Raw genomic sequence first — 15,041 nt, forward strand, 5'->3', positions numbered from 1 at the left:
TGGTCGCCTCCGAACTCCAACTCGTTTCTCGCCGACATCGTGCCGACACGCCAAGGGGTCGTCACTGGTCGCCTCCGAACTCCAACTCGTTTCTCGCCGACACCGTGCCGACACGCCAAGCGGTCGTCACTGGTCGCCTCCGAACTCCAACTCGTTTCTCGCCGACACCGTGCCGACACGCCAAGCGGTCGTCACTGGTCGCCTCCGAACTCGCGGTCGCCCTGGATCTTCGACGCTTGCGGCCCGGACTGGTCCTGGTACTTCGAGCCGCGTTCCTCGCCGTAGGGGCGGTCGGCGGGCGTCTTCAGTTCCGTGAAGGTCAGCTGGGAGATGCGCATCCCCGGGGTGAGCGCCACGGGAGCGGTCCCGAGGTTGGAGAGTTCGAGCGTGATCTGGCCCTTGTATCCGGGGTCGCACAGTCCCGCGGTGGCGTGGACGACGATGGCGAGCCGACCCAGCGAGGAGCGGCCCTCGACGTGGGCGATGAGGTCGTCGGGGATCTCGACGCGCTCGTGGGTGGTCCCGAGCACGAAGTCGCCGGGGTGGAGGATGAACTCACCGTCCTCGTCGACGACGGTCTCCTCGACGTACTCGTCGACCTCGTTCTCGCTCGTCGGGTGGATACAGGGGATGTTGGCGTGCTGGAACTCCAGGAACTCCCGGCCCAGCCGCAGGTCGACGCTGGCGGGCTGGATCTGGATGTCCGGGTCGTCCAGGGGTTCGACCACCAGATCCCCCGCCTCCAGGCGTCGTAGAATATCGGCGTCCGACAGTATCATACAAGCGTCTCTCCCCGCTCGCGGTAAAACATCACGATTGCCGGTAGTGGACCCGCCGAGGTTTCGACGGCTCACCGGGTTCGGCGTTACACCGGGCTCAGCGAGCGGACGCGCCGCGGCCACTCGGTCAGCGAGACGTAGTAGCCGGCGAACAGGGCGTAGACGACGACGGCGGGACCGAGGAAGTTGCGCCAGCCGGCCACCCAGATGCCCATCGCGGTGACGACGACCGCGGCCAGCGGCGTCGCCCACAGCGCGAGCAGGTCCCATTCCTCGCGCCGTATCGCCGCGCGGATCCCGAGCGCGGCGAGGACCATCAGCGGGGTCAGCGAGAGCCCGGCTTTCAGCGCGTGGCTCGACGACCAGCCGGGCATCACCGGCGAGAAGAACCACAGCCCGCGCAGGACGGCGATAGCGACGACGTGTTCGGCGTTGGCGACGAAGAAGTCGACGACGCCGCTGGCCGTCGCGGGGTCGTAGCCGTAGACGACCCGCTCCGGCGTGACGATTATCCCCTCGCGCCAGTGGTACAGCATCGACCCCTTCGCCCAGCCGAACTGCAGGCGATAGGCGATCCCGGCCGCGAGCGCGCCGACGATGCCGAGGTTCACCTTCGCGGGGAACCCGAGGTTCAGCCGGCGGTCGCTGGTCGCCGGCAGCAGGTCGTAGAGCAGGTACGCGCCGACGATCGGCAGGCCGTTCGGGCGGACGAGCGCGACGAAGCCCAGCGACCCGAGCGCGAGCAGGCGGTTGCGGGTCGTCGGCGTCGTGTGGTAGTGCGCCAGGCGCCACAGCGCGAGCGCGAGCGCGAACGTGAGCATGAACTCCGACTGGGGGCGAGCGACCCACCGATACACCTCCCACTGGAGCGCGAGCGCGACCCCGGCGGCGAGCCCCGCCGACCGACCGACCAAGTGGCGACCGGTGGCGTAGACGAGGACGCAGGCGAGCGCCGAGAGGACGACCTGGACGCCGACCCAGCCGTGGACCCACTCGCCGGTCGCTTTCAGCCACCCGCAGTAGGGCAGCCAGTAGCCGGAGTAGGCGAGCGCTCGGGTCCCGAACAGGGTCCCGGCCGAGAGGTCGTTGCACCACGTCAGGTAGCGGGTGCCGTCGCGGACGACGTGGGTGCCCATGTCGGCCCACACCCACGAGCGCAGCGCGAGTGCGACGAGGAAGATGATGCCGGCGTCGCGCGCCCCCGCGTCGTCGGGGAGGGGCGCCGAGAGGGCGTCGCGGACGCTGGAGCGGCGGAGGACCATCGGTAGCGTGGCTGACACCACCCTCCCTTGAAAATCTTCTTCATGCGACCGCAGGGTTCAGGCGAGACGCGCGGCGGGGCGCGACGTCGACGCCCGTCGGTTACCGGTCCGCGGGCTCGTAGCGGAACCGCTCGACCCGGGCGGGCGTCGCCGCTGCCGGGCCGCCGTCGGCGACCGCGTACGGGCCGACCACCACGCCGGTGAACCCGCCGGCGACCTCCGTCGCGAGGTACTTCGGCCGCGCGTCGGCGACGACCTCGCCGTCGACGCGGAACTCGTAGGATTCGGCGGTGGCGTCGACGCCGAGCGACACTCGCTCGTCGACGGGCTCGCGCGCGAGCACGTCCGTGGCGTCGCCGATCGTGAGGCGGACGACGGCTTCGGCGCGGTCGGCGTCTCCGTCGCCGGTGTCGCCGCGGTCGCCGTCACCGTCGTCGGCGGGGACGACGCCGACCTCGTAGTGGTGCTGTTCGTCCATGACGAGCGCCAGTCCCGCCTCTTCGCCGGGATCGGGGTCGAACGCCAGGTCGGCGCGGATCCGGCAGTCGAAGTTCGTCTGCCGACGGCAGAGGAGCGTCGTCCCCCTTTCGTCCAGGGACTCGGGGCCGCCCCGGAGAACGAGCCCGCCGTCGGTGAACGCGTAGCGGTCGCGGTCGGGCGTCCGGCGGTACAGGAACTCGTGACCCCGTCCCTCGGAGAAGTCGGTGTCCGTGTGTTCGACCGGGGCGGGACCGGACCGACCCGCGGACTCGGTGGTAGCGGCCCCGCCGTCGCCCGGCAGCGCCGCTCCGTCGATCTCCGTCGGGAGTGCCTCGCCCGCGACGACCGGCCAGCCGCCCTCCCAGGCGACGGGCGCGAGGAACGTCTCGCGGCCGAGGTGGTGCCAGCCGGGGAACCCGCCGCGCGGGCGGGTGCCCAGACAGACCAGCCACCAGTTCCCGTCGGCGTCGGTGACGAAGTCGGCGTGGCCCGCCGCGTGTACGTCGTGGTGGAAGTCCCTGCGATGGGTGAGGATCGGGTTCTCGGGGTGGGGTTCGAACGGGCCCGTCGGGTCGTCGCTCCGACCGACCATCACGGAGTGGCCGGTGCTGGTACCGCCCTCGGCGACGACGAGGTAGTACGTCCCGTCGCGCTCGTAGAGGTGCGGGGCTTCGGCGTTCGGGTCCTCGTGGCCGGTCCAGACCGTGTACCCCTCGCCGAGTTCGCCCGTTTCGAGGTCGATCTCGGCCTGTTCGACCCGCCGGTCGTCGTCGGTCGTGAAGTAGGTGAAATAGCAGGCGTCCCCGTCCCAGAACAGATCGGGGTCGATGCCGGGAGCGTCGACGTACGTGGGATCGGACCACTCTCCGGCGGGGTCGTCGGCGGTGACGACGAAGTGGCCGCCGCCGCTCGTGTTCGTCGACGTGAGGTAGACGGTGCCCTCGTGCTCGCGGAGCGTCGGCGCGAAGATCCCCCCGGAAGCCCGGGCGTCGCGCGTGTCCAGTTGCGACTCGCGCGTGAGCGCGTGGCCGATCGGCTCCCAGTCGGCCAGGTTCTCGCTCCGGTACAGCGGGAGTCCGGGGAAGTACTCGAAGGAACTCGTCGTCAGGTAGAACGTCTCGCCGACCCGGCAGACCGACGGGTCGGGGTGGAAACCGGGTAGGACGGGATTCGATGGCACGTCACACCGCTCGACGCGGCAGGTGGTAACTCCTGCGGACGCTCGCTGGTACCGGGGCGAGCGCCCGGTGGGGGATGGAAAGGCAGATACCGCGCCCGGTCGTCCGGGGAGCCATGAAACAGGCCATCGTCGCCCGCGCCGACCTCGGGATGGGCGAGGGGAAACTCGCCGCGCAAGTCGCCCACGCGTCGCTCATGGCCTTCGAGGACGCCGACCGACAGGCCGCCAGCGAGTGGAAGGGCAGCGGCCAGAAGAAGGTCGTCCTCCAGGCGAACGGGGAGTCCGAGCTGTTCGAACTCGCCGACAAGGCCGAACGCGAGGGACTGCCCCACGCCGTGGTTCGGGACGCCGGACACACGCAACTGGAACCGGGGACCGCCAGCGCCCTGGCCGTCGGCCCAGCGCGCGATGACCTCGTCGACAAGGTGACCGGCGACCTCTCGCTGTACTGAGCCGGTTCGACTGGCCGACTCGCACCTCGCGGACAACTCGCGTCCATTCGTTCCGTCGCCGCGGCCATCTGGTACGTGAATCTGAAATTACCTCCCGGTGTCGGCAAGTTCGCTTAACACGTCAGCCAGCCTGGACTCGCGTATGGTAAAGTGGATGGCCGTCGCGTACGGAATCGTCGCATCGCTCGTGATCGGGCTCCTCGGCGGACTGGGCCTCCCGTTCACCGACGCGACCCTCCCGACGGTCGGCGCGGGGCTGACCGGCCTCGTCGCCGGCGCGATAGCCGGATACGCCGCCCGGGAGGGGTTGGGTGGCGGCGCGTTACACGGGTTCCTCGCGACGGCTATCGGGGGGCTCATCGTCGCGCTGGTCCTGCTGTTCGTCGGGACGCTCGTGGCCGGTATCTTCGGGTTCGGGGCCGGCGTCGCCGCGCTCGTCTGGGTCGCCGCGACCGGGATCCCCGGCGCGGTCGGCGGCGCGATCGGCGGCGCCGTCGCGCCCGAACCCGAAGCCGCCGGCCGACCCGTCGCCTGACGACCACTCCCCCGTTCGTTCGGTCCCGAGTAACCTGAGCGTATCGCTCGAACCGGCGCGCAACGGAGCGGTTCGGCCGGTGAAACCGCCGTAGACCGCCGGTCTTTCGCCGTCGGCCCGTCGGGGCCGATGACACGAGTTAAGCGTCCGTAGCCGGGAGGGTGGGGTATCGATATGACCGCGCGCTCCGCCGCGACCCGGTCCAGTGTCGAACACCCGTCGACCGCCGACCCGACCGCCGCCGGTTCGCGGAGCCTACCGCGAGACGGACGCGGGGGGTCCCGCTGATGTACGAGACGAACGCGGCCGCCCGGCTCGCCGGCGCGGCCGCCCTGCTGGTCGCGCTCGCGGTCTGGGGACTGGTGTCCGTGCTCGCGGGCGGCGAGACGACCGCGTCGACGTGGGCCCTGGGGCTCGCCGTCATGTTCCCGGTCGGGGCGCTCGCTCTCGGATACGCCAGCGAGCGCCCGGCTTCGGCGCTCGGGGGCGAGTACGCCCTCGGGCTCGTCGTCGCCGTCGCGACCCTGTCGGTGACGTATCTCGCGGCGCTCGCGGTCGGTTTCCCGGCGGTCGCCCCCATTCTGGGAGCGACCGCGCTCGAACTCGTCGTCGCCGCCGTCGGCTTCGCCCTGCTCGCGGCGGCCCTCGCGGTCGCCGACGCGCGGTACGTCGAGCGCCCGGCCACCGCGGCCCGCCTCGAAGCGCGATACCTTGACGACCCCGTGGGCGACGACTGACGGGGCCCGACCCCTCGGGTTCGGACCGGCACCCTCGCGACTCCGACCGCTACCGGCGCGACCCGGACGCCACCGCCGCGTAGTCTCGCGGTCTGGTGAAAAGGCCTATATATGGAGACCACTAACTGGAGGTTAGTCACGACGACTCAGTGACCCACACTATGCAGGATCAGAACCAGCAGGCGTACGACCGCGGGACGTCGATCTTCTCGCCGGACGGACGCCTCTATCAGGTCGAGTACGCTCGGGAAGCGATCAAGCGCGGTACCGCCAGCGTCGGCGTTCGCACCGCCGACGGCGTGGTGCTCGCGGCCGACCGGCAGGTACGCTCGCCGCTCGTCGAGGAGGGGAGCATCGAGAAACTCCACCGCGTCGACGACCATATCGCGGTCGCGAGCGCGGGTCACGTCGCCGACGCGCGCCAGCTCGTCGACTTCGCGCGCGAGCAGGCGCAGGTCAACAAGCTGCGCTACGACGAGCCGATCGGCGTCGAGTCGCTGGCCAAGGAGGTCACCGACTACATCCAGCGCTACACCCAGAGCGGCGGCGTCCGCCCGTTCGGCGTGGCGCTGGCCATCGGCGGCGTCGACCCCGACGGCACGCCGAAGCTCTTCGAGACGGACCCCTCGGGGACGCCCTACGAGTGGAAGGCGACCGCCATCGGCGGGAACCGCGAGGCGCTCCAGAGCTTCCTCGAAGGAGAGTACCGCGCCGAGATGGACCTCGATTCGGGGATCTCCCTCGCGCTGGAGACCATCGCACAGGGCGACGAGGAGGTCGACCCCGAGGCCGCCGAGGTGACCGTGATCGACACCGAGACCCATCGGGTGCGCTCGCTCGACCCCGAGGAGATCGCGAGCCACCTCGACGAGCTGGAGACGGGAGGTGACGGCGATGAGTAGATTCACCGACCCGCTGACCGGCGCCGACGCCGTCGGCGACCCGACCGCGCCCGAGCTCGCGGACGGGTTCGACGGGGAGTTCGGCTCCGGGGACGCCGGAGACGCGCAGGCCCGCGACGAGGGCGCGGTCAACAAGACCGGGACGACCACGGTCGGCATCACAGCTGAGGACGGCGTCGTCGTCGCGACGGACCGGCGCGCCTCGCTGGGCGGCCGGTTCGTCTCGAACAAGTCCGTCCAGAAGGTCGAACAGATCCACCCGACCGGCGTGCTGACGCTCGTCGGCTCCGTCGGGGGCGCCCAGTCGTTCATCCGGACGCTCCGCTCGGAGGCGGACCTCTACGAGGTGCGCAAGGGCGAGTCGATCAGTATCTCCGCGCTCGCCACCCTGGCGGGCAACTTCGCCCGCGGCGGGCCGTGGTTCGCCATCAACCCGATCCTCGCGGGCGTCGACGAGGAGGGCAGTCACGTCTACAGCATCGACCCCGCGGGCGGCGTCATGGCCGACGACTACACCGTCACCGGCTCGGGGATGCAACTCGCCTACGGGACCATCGAGGGCCAGTACGACGAGGGGATGAGCATGGCTGACGCCCGCGACCTGGCCGTCCGGGCCGTCGAGGCCGCCAGCGAGCGCGACACGGGCTCGGGCAACGGCGTCTACGTCGCCGAGGTCACCGGCGACGGCGTCGACATCGAGGGCTTCGACGACACCGACGCGGCGCTGGCCGAGTAGGCGTCGAACGCCGTCGCGGTCCGGTCTCGACTCCGAGAACCCGGCCGACGGCCGCGGCGGCTCAGCTGTTGAGGAAGTAGACCTGTTTCCGGGCGTCGTGGAAGCTGTAGCGCGACCCCACGAGGCCGGACTCTTCGAGGCGATTCAGCGCGTAGCGGACGGTCCGGTCGGGCAGCAGCGACTCCTCGGCCAACTGGCCCTGCGAGAGGGGCGCGTCCGTCTCCAGTACTTTCGCGACTAGCTTCGCGCTCGGGGGGAGCTCGCGGAGCCGCTCGCGGAACTCGGCCTCGCCCAGTGCTTCCTCCGCCGCGGGCTCGTCTATGGTCGTGCTCATACCACCTCGTCTCGCGAGGGTACTGGTAAAAGTTGGCTATATGGATGACCAAATAGTCCAAACCATATAAGGTGTCCTAATATTTCTGCCCGTTCGTCGAACGGGTCGACAGTAGCGGACGGATCCGGCCGGATCTGTCCACGAGGGGAACAGGCGGGGTCGCTCCGTGGCGCACCTTTTCGGCGCTGTGGACCGACGGTCCGGTATGTCGTCGATCCCGGAGTCTTCCCACGAACTGTTCGAGAAGGAGACCTACGCGCACTTCGCGACGCTGACGCCGGCGGGGTTTCCCCACGTCACGCCCGTCTGGATCGACTACGACCCCGATGCCGACCGGGTGCTGGTCAACACGGCGCGGGGGCGCCGCAAGGAGCGCAACGTTCGCGAGGACCCACGCGTCGGCGTGAGCATGGTCGACCCCGACGACGCCTACCGGTACTGTTCAGTGATCGGTGAGGTGACGGCGCTGACCGAGGACGGCGCCGAGGACCACATCGACGGTCTGGCGGCTCGCTACCTCGGAACCGAGACGTATCCCGGGTACGAGAACGACCCGGGTCCCAGGGTGATCGTCGAGATCCGACCGGACGAGGTGTTCACGGCGGACGTCTCCTGACGTCGGGCGGGAGCGACACGCGAGCGGCCCGGACGACACCGCCGTCGTGGGTGCTTGTCTGCGAGCGCTTTCAGTACTCTTTTGCCCCCCGAGGGGGCAAATCCGGGTATCGTGAAGGGTCAGGAGTGGTACCAGCAGGAAACCGTCGTCGAGTCCTACGAGGACAAACGCTTCTCCCGCGGTGGGGGTCGGCTCACCGACCGACTGGAGAAAGAGGCGGTCGGCGAGGCGCTCGCGCCCGTCGAGGACCGGAAGATCCTCGAGATCGCCTGCGGCACGGGTCGGTTCTCCGTGATGCTCGCCCAGCAGGGCGCGGACGTGGTCGGGCTCGACATCTCGGCGCCGATGCTCGGCGAAGGCCGCCGGAAGGCCCGCCAGGCGGGCGTCGACGGCCACCTCGAGTTCCTGCGCGGGGACGCGGCCCGCCTGCCGTTCCCGGACGATCACTTCGACTCCGTGTTCGCCATCCGCTTTTTCCACCTCGTGGACGCGCCCGAGAAGTACCTCAGCGAGCTCGCTCGCGTCTCGAAGGACCAGGTCGTCTTCGAGACGTACAACCGCTTCTCGGGTCGGTCGCTGTACAACTGGGCGCTCCCGATGGGGTCGCGGCTGTACTCCCGGCGGGAGGTCGACGGGATGCTCGCCGCCGCCGACCTGCGACTGACCGGCGAGACCCACGAGTTCGTCGTCCCGTTCGGCCTCTACCGCAAGCTCCCGGGCGGCGTCGCGAAAGCGTTCCGCAGCGTCGAAGAGGCGGTCGACCGCACGCCGCTGGGCGACAGCCTCGCCTCGATCTCTTACTGGTCCGCCGCCGTCGAGTGAGCACGGGCGGTCCGGCCGGCGGTCGCCCGCGTCTCGCGCCGTCGCTTGACTCGGATTCGCAGGGTCCGTTCGTCCCACGACTTTTATACGCGTCGAGCCTGCTACGGACTGTATGCAGCTCTCGGTGGTGGTTCCGACGCTCGACGGCCGGGAGCAACTCGCCCGGACGCTCGACGCGCTGACCGGGCACGTCCCCGCGGCCGAGGTGGTGGTCGTCAACGGCCCGTCGACCGACGGGACGACCGGGATGGTCCGCGAGCGCGACGACGTGGACGTGCTCGTCGAGGTCGCCGACCGGACCGTCACGGCCGCGCGCAACGCCGGTATCGAACAGACCACCGGCGACGCCGTCGCGCTGGTCGACCAGGGCCTGGCCGTGACCGACGAGTGGTACGACGCGCTGGTCGAGGGGCTGGCCGACGCCGACGTGGTCTCCGGCCCGGTCCACGAGCGACTGCGCGGCGGGATGACCACGGAGGAGGTCGAGTCCGACGCGCTCGCCGGCCGCGAGATCACCTACTTCAACGGCGGCAACGTCGCGTTCTCGCGGCCGGCGCTCGACGCGCTGGACGGCTTCGACGAGTATCTGGAGATCGGCAGCGCCCGCGACGGCGCCCACCGCCTGGCGAACCTCGACTACGCGGTGACCTGGCACTCGGAGATGGGCGTCGCCCGCCAGGTCGGCGCCGACGGCGGCGGGCCGACGAGCGACCTCGGCTGGAAGTACCGCTCGCTCGCCTACCGTCTCGTCAAGAACTACGGCGTCCGCCCGCGCGTGGCTGCGCGAATGGTGGCCCACGCCGGCCGCGACGCCCTCGACTCCCTGCGCGACGTGGCCCGCGGCGACGGCACGCCGTCGAACTGGCTGACCACCGGCCGCGACGTGCTCTCCGGGCTGGCGGTCGGCTCGAAGGACGGCGCCTGGGCGCGCCTGCTCGACCGGTCGTCCCGTCGCAACCCCTACGGCCGCTCGGCCCGCTCGGAGCGCGCGGTCGCCGTCTACGACCGCCGCTGACCGGTTCCGTGTCCCCGTCGCTATCGACCGCCGTCGACCGGCCCGGAGAGATTCGACTTCCGAAGGCGGCGACCGCGAGCGAACGGGTCGCGAGCGGTTGCGCCCGCCACACTTTTGACAATCCCGCCGCCAGTTCGAACGATGCCCTCCAACAGAGCGGTCGGCGCGGCTCCGATAGCGACCGGCGTCCTCCTCACCGGGTCGGCCGCGCGAGAGCTCGCACAGCACGGAATCGAACTGTGGACGGCGCTGGCACTGGTCGGCGGCCTCTCGGCGGTCGCCGTCGGTGTCGGCGTCCTGACCGGGCGCGGCGGGTTCGACCCCGACGACGCCGACGGACACCGCGACCGGACGACGACGGTCGCGCTCGCGGGCCTCGCGCTGACGAGCGTCGCCGTCGGCGCCGGCCTCGCGCTGGCGTAGGCGGACGCCACCGAACGGCCCCACTCACGCTACTTCCGATAGCGCTCGGCGTGTTCGGGGCAGAACTCCGGGTCTCGCAGTTGCGCCCGGACCACACCGGGCTGGCGATGCGGATTGTGCAACCGGCAGTCCTCGTCGTCGCAGAAGCTCTCACCGGTCTCCAGATAGTGGTAACACTGCAGGACGTAGCCTCCCAGCGCCTCGGTCGTCCGGGGGTCGGACTCGACGAGGAACTCGCCGTCGACCTCGTTCTCCAGCACCTCCCGCGGAGGCGCGCCACCGGAGAGCAGGGCGTGTTTCTGCTGGGCCTTGTAGTACTGCTCGGGCTTGGCGGGCGCCTCGTAGAGGCCGGGCACCGACACCACGCCGGGCTGGCCGAGGACGTTCACCCGCTTGTGCCAGCGGCCGTCGTGGTCGCCCCAGGTACCGACGACGCGGTCCAGCAACGGGACGTGCAGGTGCTCCAGGCCGCGCTCGTCGGCGGGGACGAGCCCGTTCAGGATCGACTGGACGCGCAGTCCGTCGTAGATGACGCCGCCGGCGCGCTCGGGATTCTCCAGCGCCCGTCGCTCGTAGCGGACGATACCGACCATCGTGTTGCCGGTCTCGCGCTCGTACGGCGAGAGCACCCGCGCCTCGGCGAACGACTCCGCCAGATCCTCCCCGCCGTAGACCGAGAGAAACCGGTCGCGCACTCGCACGTCGGCGCCGACGCGTCGGCGGAGCCACTCGGCGACCGCGTCGGCGTCGGCTTCCGTGGTGGGCGCGCGATAGAGCGTAACCTCCTCGACCATACGAACCGGTGGTACCACCCGGTGAAACGATTTGCGGGTTCCGCTCGCCGCGGGGCCGCCCGCGGCCCGCTAGATCTCGCTCCCGTCGAAGCGCTCGTGACGCTGGTCGTCCATCTCGGCGAGGTGCTCCCTGATGACGCTCCGTCTGTCCTTGCGGTTGCACGCCGGCGCCGGACACCCGACGTACTCCCGCTCTCTGGCAGCTGTCTCGGGCATGGTTCGTGCTACGAACCCACACGCTTTAGTCGGACTGGTCACTCGCTTGCCGAATACCTCCCAGTCCCTAACTCGAAAATACTATACATTGGTGTACAATTTCGTGCAATAACGTCTTACAATGGAGGATGCTGAGTTCGAAGTCGAGGCCGACTTCCTGACCATCGGGCGGACGTTCGCGGAGTACCGGCGGATGTTCGACCTGGGAGCCGACGACATCGCGGGCCGGGAGCTACTGGACTGCGGCGGGGGCGCGGGGGCCTTCACGGCGACCGCGGCGGAACTCGCCGACAGCGCGGTCGCCGTGGATCCCCTCTTCGGTCGCCCCGCCGAGGGACTCGAACCGGAGCTCGACGACGCCATCGAGTACAACGTCGACCAGCTCCGCGAGAAACGGGACCTGTTCGTCTGGGACTTCTACGGCGACGTGGGGACGCGCGGGCGATATCTCCGGGCGGCCGCCGAGCGCTTTCTCGCCGACTACGCGACCCACCCAGACCGATACGTCGCGGGCGCGCTCCCGGACCTCCCCTTCGACGGCGACGCGGTCGACCTCGCGCTCGTGGCGAACCTGCTGTTCGTCTACGACGACCGCCTCGACCGCGAGTTCCACCTGGCCGCGCTCCGCGACCTCGTCCGGGTCGCCCGCGAGGAGGTGCGCGTGTTCCCGCTGCACTCGCTGGACCGCACCCGCTCGGCGTTCGTCGAGCCCGTCGCCGAGTCGCTCCGGGCGGACGGTCACACGGTCGAATGCCGCGAGGTGCCCTACGAGTTCCAGCCCGGCGCGACGGAGATGCTGGTCGTCGACCCGCCGTGACGCGGACGGCCCACGGTACGGAAATGCAAGGGGAAAGCCCCGCCCTATAGGGCGGGGAAGCTGTCAACGCGTTCTGCACGACCCCAAGCGGTTAGGTCCGACCGGCCGAACCGCCGGCATGGTCGACGCCCGCGAGTACCACGAACGCACCGACTACTCGCCCGAGCGACTCCGCGAGATGGACTTCGAACTCGACGAGTCGAACCGGCCGCGGCCCTACAAGGTCTACGAGGAACTCCCCCGGGTTTCGCCCGGGGGCGACCCCGACCCGCCGGAGACGCCCGCGTTGGCCGCCGTCGCCACCGACGGTCCGGCGCCGTCCACGGCCGCACCGGCACCCGACGACCCCGATATCGAGACGCTCTGTCACTACGCCGCCGGGGTGACCAAGGAACTGGAGATCCGGGGCGAGCGACACCGGTTCCGCGCCGCCGCCTGCACGGGAAAGCTCTACCACGTCGACCTGTACGCCGTCGCCGGCGACTGCGGGGCGTTCTCGCCGGGGGTCTACCACTTCGACCCCCACTCGGGCGAGTTCGACGCGCTCCGCGAGGGCGACTATCGCGGAGTGCTCGCCGCGGCCTCCGGTGACCGGGCGAGCGTCGCCGACCGCGGGGCCGAGTCGGCGGCCGTCGCCGGCGCGCCGGTCACGTTCGTCGCCGCCTCGGAGTGGTGGCGCAACGCCTGGAAGTACCGCGACCGGACCTACCGCCACGCGTTCTGGGACGCGGGGACGATCCTCGCGAACCTGCTCGCCGTCGCCCACGGCGGGGGCCACCGCGCCGAGGTCGTCGCCGGGTTCGCCGACGACCCCGTCGTCGAGTTGCTCGGTCTGGACCCCGACGAGGAGGCGCCGCTGGCGCTCGTACCCGTCGGGTCGGGCGCGCCGGTGCCCGACGACGCCGCCCCCGACGTGGACCCCATCGACCCCGACGAGCGCCCGCTCTCGGCGGACCCCGTCGACTACCCGCTGATCCCCGACGCCTGGCGACAGAGTCGGCTGGAGGGCGGCGAGGCCGCGGCGTCCTGGCGAGCGAACTTCGCCGTCGAGGCGGCCGACACGTCGCTGGGCGAACGGGTCGACGACGCCGACCGGATCGCCCTCGACCCCGTCGACCGCGAGACCGCCTCGGCGCGGCCGGTCGGGGCGACCGTCGAGCGCCGGGGCTCCTGCCGCGAGTACAGCCACGACCCCATCAGCGCCCGGCAGTTCGCGACCGTCCTCGACCGGGCGCTCTGCGGGGTTCCCGCCGACGCCTTCGCCGGCGATCTGCGCGGGCTCGTGGACTGTTACTGCCTCGTCCACGCCGTCGAGGGGATCGAGTCGGGCTGCTACGAGTACCACCCCGGTCCCGACGAACTGGAGCGAGTGGGCGAGACCGACCGCGACCGGGCGGGCGAGCTGGCGCTCGGACAGGACGTGGTCGGCGACGCCGCCGTGAACGTCTACCTCGTCGCCGACGTGGACGCGGTCGTCTCGGAGTTCGGGAACCGCGGCTACCGGCTCGCCCAGCTGGAGGCCGGCATCGCTCTCGGGCGCCTCTACCTCGCGACCTACGCCCACCGGTCGCTGGGCGGCCGCGGGTTCACCTTCGCCGACACCGAGGTCAGGGAGTACCTCTCCCCGCACGCCGACGGGGGGACGCCGATGACGCTGTTCGCGTTCGGCAAACCCGCGTGAGGCGGCCGGCGGCCGTCGCTGACCGGGCACCCGGCGCCGCCGTCGCTACGCTTCGGCGAGCGCGTGTACGCCTCCCTCCGAGGTCGAGACGTACAGCCTGCCGTCCGCGAGGGCGAGGCTCGCGCGGACCGATCCCTCCACGGAGTGTTGCCACAGCGTCTCGCCGGAGGACGCGTCGAGGCCGTAGACGGTCCCGTCGGTCGTTCCCAGGTACACGCTTCCGTCGCCGACGATGGGGCTTCCCTTCACCCCGCCGTCGAGCGAACTGCCCCAGACCTGCTCGCCCGACGACGCGTCGAGCGCGACGGCCTGATCGCGGGTCGAACCGGAGCGGGCGTTCCCGTAGTAGACGCGACCGCCGGCGTGGGCGAAACTCGACGTCGGTCGCGGCGCCCCCTCGTCGTTCGTCCACGTCCGCTCGCCGTCGGAGGGCGACATCGCGGTGGTCTCGTACCCCTCCTGGTGGTACACGGTCCCGTCGACGACCGTCGGTCGGTGATTCGTCGCGGTCGACCGCTCGACCCGCGCGCTCTCCTCGCCGCTCTCGACGTCTACCGCGACCAGGTGGCTCGCGGCGTCTTCGACCCGCCTCGTGACGAAGTAGGCCGTCCCGTCCGCCACCGCCGGCGGGTGCGGGATCCCGTGCTCCGTCGGGAGCGACCAGTCCCGCTCTCCGCTCTCGGTGTCGATCGCCACGAGCCCGCCGTTCCACTCGGCCAGGTACGCGGTCCCGTCGGCGACGGTCACGGACCCGCGCTCGGCGACCTCGTCGTACCGCCACACCTCGGACCCGTCGGCGACGTCCAGCGCTCGCACGCCGTCGGACTCGAAGTACAGCCGGTCGTCGACGACCGAGAGGTACCGCAGGCTCCCGTCGAACTCCTCGCGCCACTGTTCGTCGCCGCTCTCGGCGTCGAGCGCCGCCACTCCCTCCGAGTCGCCGGCGTACACCGTGCCGTCGACGACCACCGGCGGCGTGAGCACGTAGCCATCCGACAGGTCGTACGTCCAGTCGGTCTCCACCGACGACGTCGGACCGGACCCTCCCGCCCGTCCGGTGGCCGCCGGATCGCGCTGGGCCCTGGGCCAGCCGTTCGGGCCGCCCCCGCCCAGCGGCCCGCCCCCGCCCCCGTCGCCGTCGGACGAACTCAGTGATCCCATGCAGCCGGCGGCGCCGACAGCACAGCCGATTCCCCCGATCCGCAGGACTCGCCGTCGTGTCGTTCCCCTGTCCATACGCGACTACTGGGAGGAACGTTC

The 15,041-nt window shown here is 70.9% G+C and carries 18 protein-coding genes; 11 read left to right on the forward strand and 7 right to left on the reverse strand.

Features of this window, described 5'->3' with window-relative positions; genetic code table 11:
* Positions 1 to 191 precede the first annotated feature (191 nt).
* The 3 genes from dcd to HZS55_RS08565 all read right to left on the reverse strand — a co-directional run bounded on the left by dcd (position 192) and on the right by HZS55_RS08565 (position 3,701).
* Positions 192 to 779 carry a dCTP deaminase gene (gene dcd / locus HZS55_RS08555; protein ID WP_179911268.1) on the reverse strand — a complete coding sequence of 196 codons (588 nt, stop codon included), beginning with the start codon at positions 777 to 779 and terminating at the stop codon, positions 192 to 194.
* An 86-nt stretch (positions 780 to 865) separates the two neighbouring features.
* Positions 866 to 2,041: a glycosyltransferase family 39 protein gene (locus tag HZS55_RS08560; protein WP_179911269.1), complete on the reverse strand. Its 1,176-nt coding sequence runs from the start codon at positions 2,039 to 2,041 to the stop codon at positions 866 to 868.
* A 100-nt stretch (positions 2,042 to 2,141) separates the two neighbouring features.
* Positions 2,142 to 3,701, reverse strand: a complete 1,560-nt coding sequence (locus HZS55_RS08565; protein WP_179911270.1) for a glycoside hydrolase family 43 protein — start codon at positions 3,699 to 3,701, stop codon at positions 2,142 to 2,144.
* A gap of 113 nt (positions 3,702 to 3,814) precedes the next feature.
* On the opposite strand from HZS55_RS08565, the gene pth2 reads away from it, so the two are divergent.
* The 5 genes from pth2 to psmB all read left to right on the forward strand — a co-directional run bounded on the left by pth2 (position 3,815) and on the right by psmB (position 7,063).
* Entirely contained in the window at positions 3,815 to 4,153 is a 339-nt protein-coding gene (gene pth2, locus HZS55_RS08570; protein ID WP_179911271.1) for a peptidyl-tRNA hydrolase Pth2, read from the forward strand.
* A 142-nt stretch (positions 4,154 to 4,295) separates the two neighbouring features.
* Positions 4,296 to 4,688 (forward strand): DUF5518 domain-containing protein, encoded by a 393-nt coding sequence (locus HZS55_RS08575; protein WP_246308395.1) that lies wholly within the window; start codon positions 4,296 to 4,298, stop codon positions 4,686 to 4,688.
* A gap of 287 nt (positions 4,689 to 4,975) precedes the next feature.
* Positions 4,976 to 5,425 (forward strand): hypothetical protein, encoded by a 450-nt coding sequence (locus tag HZS55_RS08580; protein ID WP_179911272.1) that lies wholly within the window; start codon positions 4,976 to 4,978, stop codon positions 5,423 to 5,425.
* A gap of 161 nt (positions 5,426 to 5,586) precedes the next feature.
* The gene (gene psmA / locus HZS55_RS08585) at positions 5,587 to 6,327 is read left to right on the forward strand and encodes an archaeal proteasome endopeptidase complex subunit alpha (protein ID WP_179911273.1); all 741 of its coding nucleotides are present in this window, start codon (positions 5,587 to 5,589) and stop codon (positions 6,325 to 6,327) included.
* Positions 6,320 to 7,063, forward strand: coding sequence for an archaeal proteasome endopeptidase complex subunit beta (gene psmB / locus HZS55_RS08590; RefSeq protein ID WP_179911274.1), 744 nt, complete (start codon positions 6,320 to 6,322; stop codon positions 7,061 to 7,063). The genes psmA and psmB overlap by 8 nt, the downstream gene beginning before the upstream one ends.
* 61 nt (positions 7,064 to 7,124) lie before the next feature.
* Here psmB and HZS55_RS08595 read toward each other — a convergent pair whose 3' ends face one another.
* Positions 7,125 to 7,397, reverse strand: coding sequence for a MarR family transcriptional regulator (locus HZS55_RS08595; protein ID WP_006885878.1), 273 nt, complete (start codon positions 7,395 to 7,397; stop codon positions 7,125 to 7,127).
* A gap of 205 nt (positions 7,398 to 7,602) precedes the next feature.
* On the opposite strand from HZS55_RS08595, the gene HZS55_RS08600 reads away from it, so the two are divergent.
* The 4 genes from HZS55_RS08600 (at position 7,603) to HZS55_RS08615 (ending at position 10,273) form a co-directional block, all read left to right on the forward strand.
* The gene (locus tag HZS55_RS08600; RefSeq protein WP_179911275.1) at positions 7,603 to 8,013 is read left to right on the forward strand and encodes a pyridoxamine 5'-phosphate oxidase family protein; all 411 of its coding nucleotides are present in this window, start codon (positions 7,603 to 7,605) and stop codon (positions 8,011 to 8,013) included.
* Between the two features lie 111 nt (positions 8,014 to 8,124).
* Complete coding sequence (locus tag HZS55_RS08605) at positions 8,125 to 8,835, forward strand: class I SAM-dependent methyltransferase (RefSeq protein ID WP_179911276.1); 711 nt, start codon at positions 8,125 to 8,127, stop codon at positions 8,833 to 8,835.
* A gap of 112 nt (positions 8,836 to 8,947) precedes the next feature.
* Positions 8,948 to 9,850, forward strand: a complete 903-nt coding sequence (locus tag HZS55_RS08610; RefSeq protein WP_179911277.1) for a glycosyltransferase family 2 protein — start codon at positions 8,948 to 8,950, stop codon at positions 9,848 to 9,850.
* 141 nt (positions 9,851 to 9,991) lie between these two features.
* On the forward strand, positions 9,992 to 10,273 hold the full coding sequence (locus HZS55_RS08615) for a hypothetical protein (protein ID WP_179911278.1): 282 nt from the start codon (positions 9,992 to 9,994) through the stop codon (positions 10,271 to 10,273).
* A gap of 29 nt (positions 10,274 to 10,302) precedes the next feature.
* Here the strand turns inward: HZS55_RS08615 and HZS55_RS08620 are convergent, their stop codons facing one another.
* Both HZS55_RS08620 and HZS55_RS08625 read right to left on the reverse strand, forming a co-directional pair.
* Positions 10,303 to 11,067, reverse strand: coding sequence for a DUF7001 family protein (locus tag HZS55_RS08620; protein ID WP_179911279.1), 765 nt, complete (start codon positions 11,065 to 11,067; stop codon positions 10,303 to 10,305).
* Positions 11,068 to 11,136: 69 nt separating this feature from the next.
* Positions 11,137 to 11,283 carry a hypothetical protein gene (locus HZS55_RS08625; RefSeq protein WP_179911280.1) on the reverse strand — a complete coding sequence of 49 codons (147 nt, stop codon included), beginning with the start codon at positions 11,281 to 11,283 and terminating at the stop codon, positions 11,137 to 11,139.
* 121 nt (positions 11,284 to 11,404) lie between these two features.
* Between HZS55_RS08625 and HZS55_RS08630 the strand changes: the two genes are divergently transcribed.
* Together HZS55_RS08630 and HZS55_RS08635 are read left to right on the forward strand one after the other, a co-directional pair.
* Complete coding sequence (locus HZS55_RS08630) at positions 11,405 to 12,100, forward strand: class I SAM-dependent methyltransferase (protein WP_179911281.1); 696 nt, start codon at positions 11,405 to 11,407, stop codon at positions 12,098 to 12,100.
* 118 nt (positions 12,101 to 12,218) lie between these two features.
* The gene (locus tag HZS55_RS08635) at positions 12,219 to 13,781 is read left to right on the forward strand and encodes a SagB/ThcOx family dehydrogenase (RefSeq protein WP_179911282.1); all 1,563 of its coding nucleotides are present in this window, start codon (positions 12,219 to 12,221) and stop codon (positions 13,779 to 13,781) included.
* Between the two features lie 45 nt (positions 13,782 to 13,826).
* Here the strand turns inward: HZS55_RS08635 and HZS55_RS08640 are convergent, their stop codons facing one another.
* Positions 13,827 to 15,017 carry an outer membrane protein assembly factor BamB family protein gene (locus HZS55_RS08640; protein ID WP_179911283.1) on the reverse strand — a complete coding sequence of 397 codons (1,191 nt, stop codon included), beginning with the start codon at positions 15,015 to 15,017 and terminating at the stop codon, positions 13,827 to 13,829.
* Positions 15,018 to 15,041 lie beyond the last annotated feature (24 nt).

Origin of the sequence: Halosimplex rubrum, from assembly GCF_013415885.1 — an archaeon.
GTDB lineage: Archaea > Halobacteriota > Halobacteria > Halobacteriales > Haloarculaceae > Halosimplex > Halosimplex rubrum.

Excerpts from the sequence above, each read along its gene's own strand:
- dcd (WP_179911268.1), bottom strand. The coding sequence starts at position 779 with ATGATACTGTCGGACGCCGATATTCTACGACGCCTGGAGGCGGGGGAT.
- HZS55_RS08560 (WP_179911269.1), bottom strand. The coding sequence starts at position 2,041 with ATGGTCCTCCGCCGCTCCAGCGTCCGCGACGCCCTCTCGGCGCCCCTC.
- pth2 (WP_179911271.1), top strand. The coding sequence starts at position 3,815 with ATGAAACAGGCCATCGTCGCCCGCGCCGACCTCGGGATGGGCGAGGGG.
- HZS55_RS08575 (WP_246308395.1), top strand. The coding sequence starts at position 4,296 with ATGGTAAAGTGGATGGCCGTCGCGTACGGAATCGTCGCATCGCTCGTG.
- HZS55_RS08580 (WP_179911272.1), top strand. The coding sequence starts at position 4,976 with ATGTACGAGACGAACGCGGCCGCCCGGCTCGCCGGCGCGGCCGCCCTG.
- psmA (WP_179911273.1), top strand. The coding sequence starts at position 5,587 with ATGCAGGATCAGAACCAGCAGGCGTACGACCGCGGGACGTCGATCTTC.
- psmB (WP_179911274.1), top strand. The coding sequence starts at position 6,320 with ATGAGTAGATTCACCGACCCGCTGACCGGCGCCGACGCCGTCGGCGAC.
- HZS55_RS08595 (WP_006885878.1), bottom strand. The coding sequence starts at position 7,397 with ATGAGCACGACCATAGACGAGCCCGCGGCGGAGGAAGCACTGGGCGAG.
- HZS55_RS08600 (WP_179911275.1), top strand. The coding sequence starts at position 7,603 with ATGTCGTCGATCCCGGAGTCTTCCCACGAACTGTTCGAGAAGGAGACC.
- HZS55_RS08610 (WP_179911277.1), top strand. The coding sequence starts at position 8,948 with ATGCAGCTCTCGGTGGTGGTTCCGACGCTCGACGGCCGGGAGCAACTC.
- HZS55_RS08615 (WP_179911278.1), top strand. The coding sequence starts at position 9,992 with ATGCCCTCCAACAGAGCGGTCGGCGCGGCTCCGATAGCGACCGGCGTC.
- HZS55_RS08620 (WP_179911279.1), bottom strand. The coding sequence starts at position 11,067 with ATGGTCGAGGAGGTTACGCTCTATCGCGCGCCCACCACGGAAGCCGAC.
- HZS55_RS08625 (WP_179911280.1), bottom strand. The coding sequence starts at position 11,283 with ATGCCCGAGACAGCTGCCAGAGAGCGGGAGTACGTCGGGTGTCCGGCG.
- HZS55_RS08630 (WP_179911281.1), top strand. The coding sequence starts at position 11,405 with ATGGAGGATGCTGAGTTCGAAGTCGAGGCCGACTTCCTGACCATCGGG.
- HZS55_RS08635 (WP_179911282.1), top strand. The coding sequence starts at position 12,219 with ATGGTCGACGCCCGCGAGTACCACGAACGCACCGACTACTCGCCCGAG.
- HZS55_RS08640 (WP_179911283.1), bottom strand. The coding sequence starts at position 15,017 with ATGGACAGGGGAACGACACGACGGCGAGTCCTGCGGATCGGGGGAATC.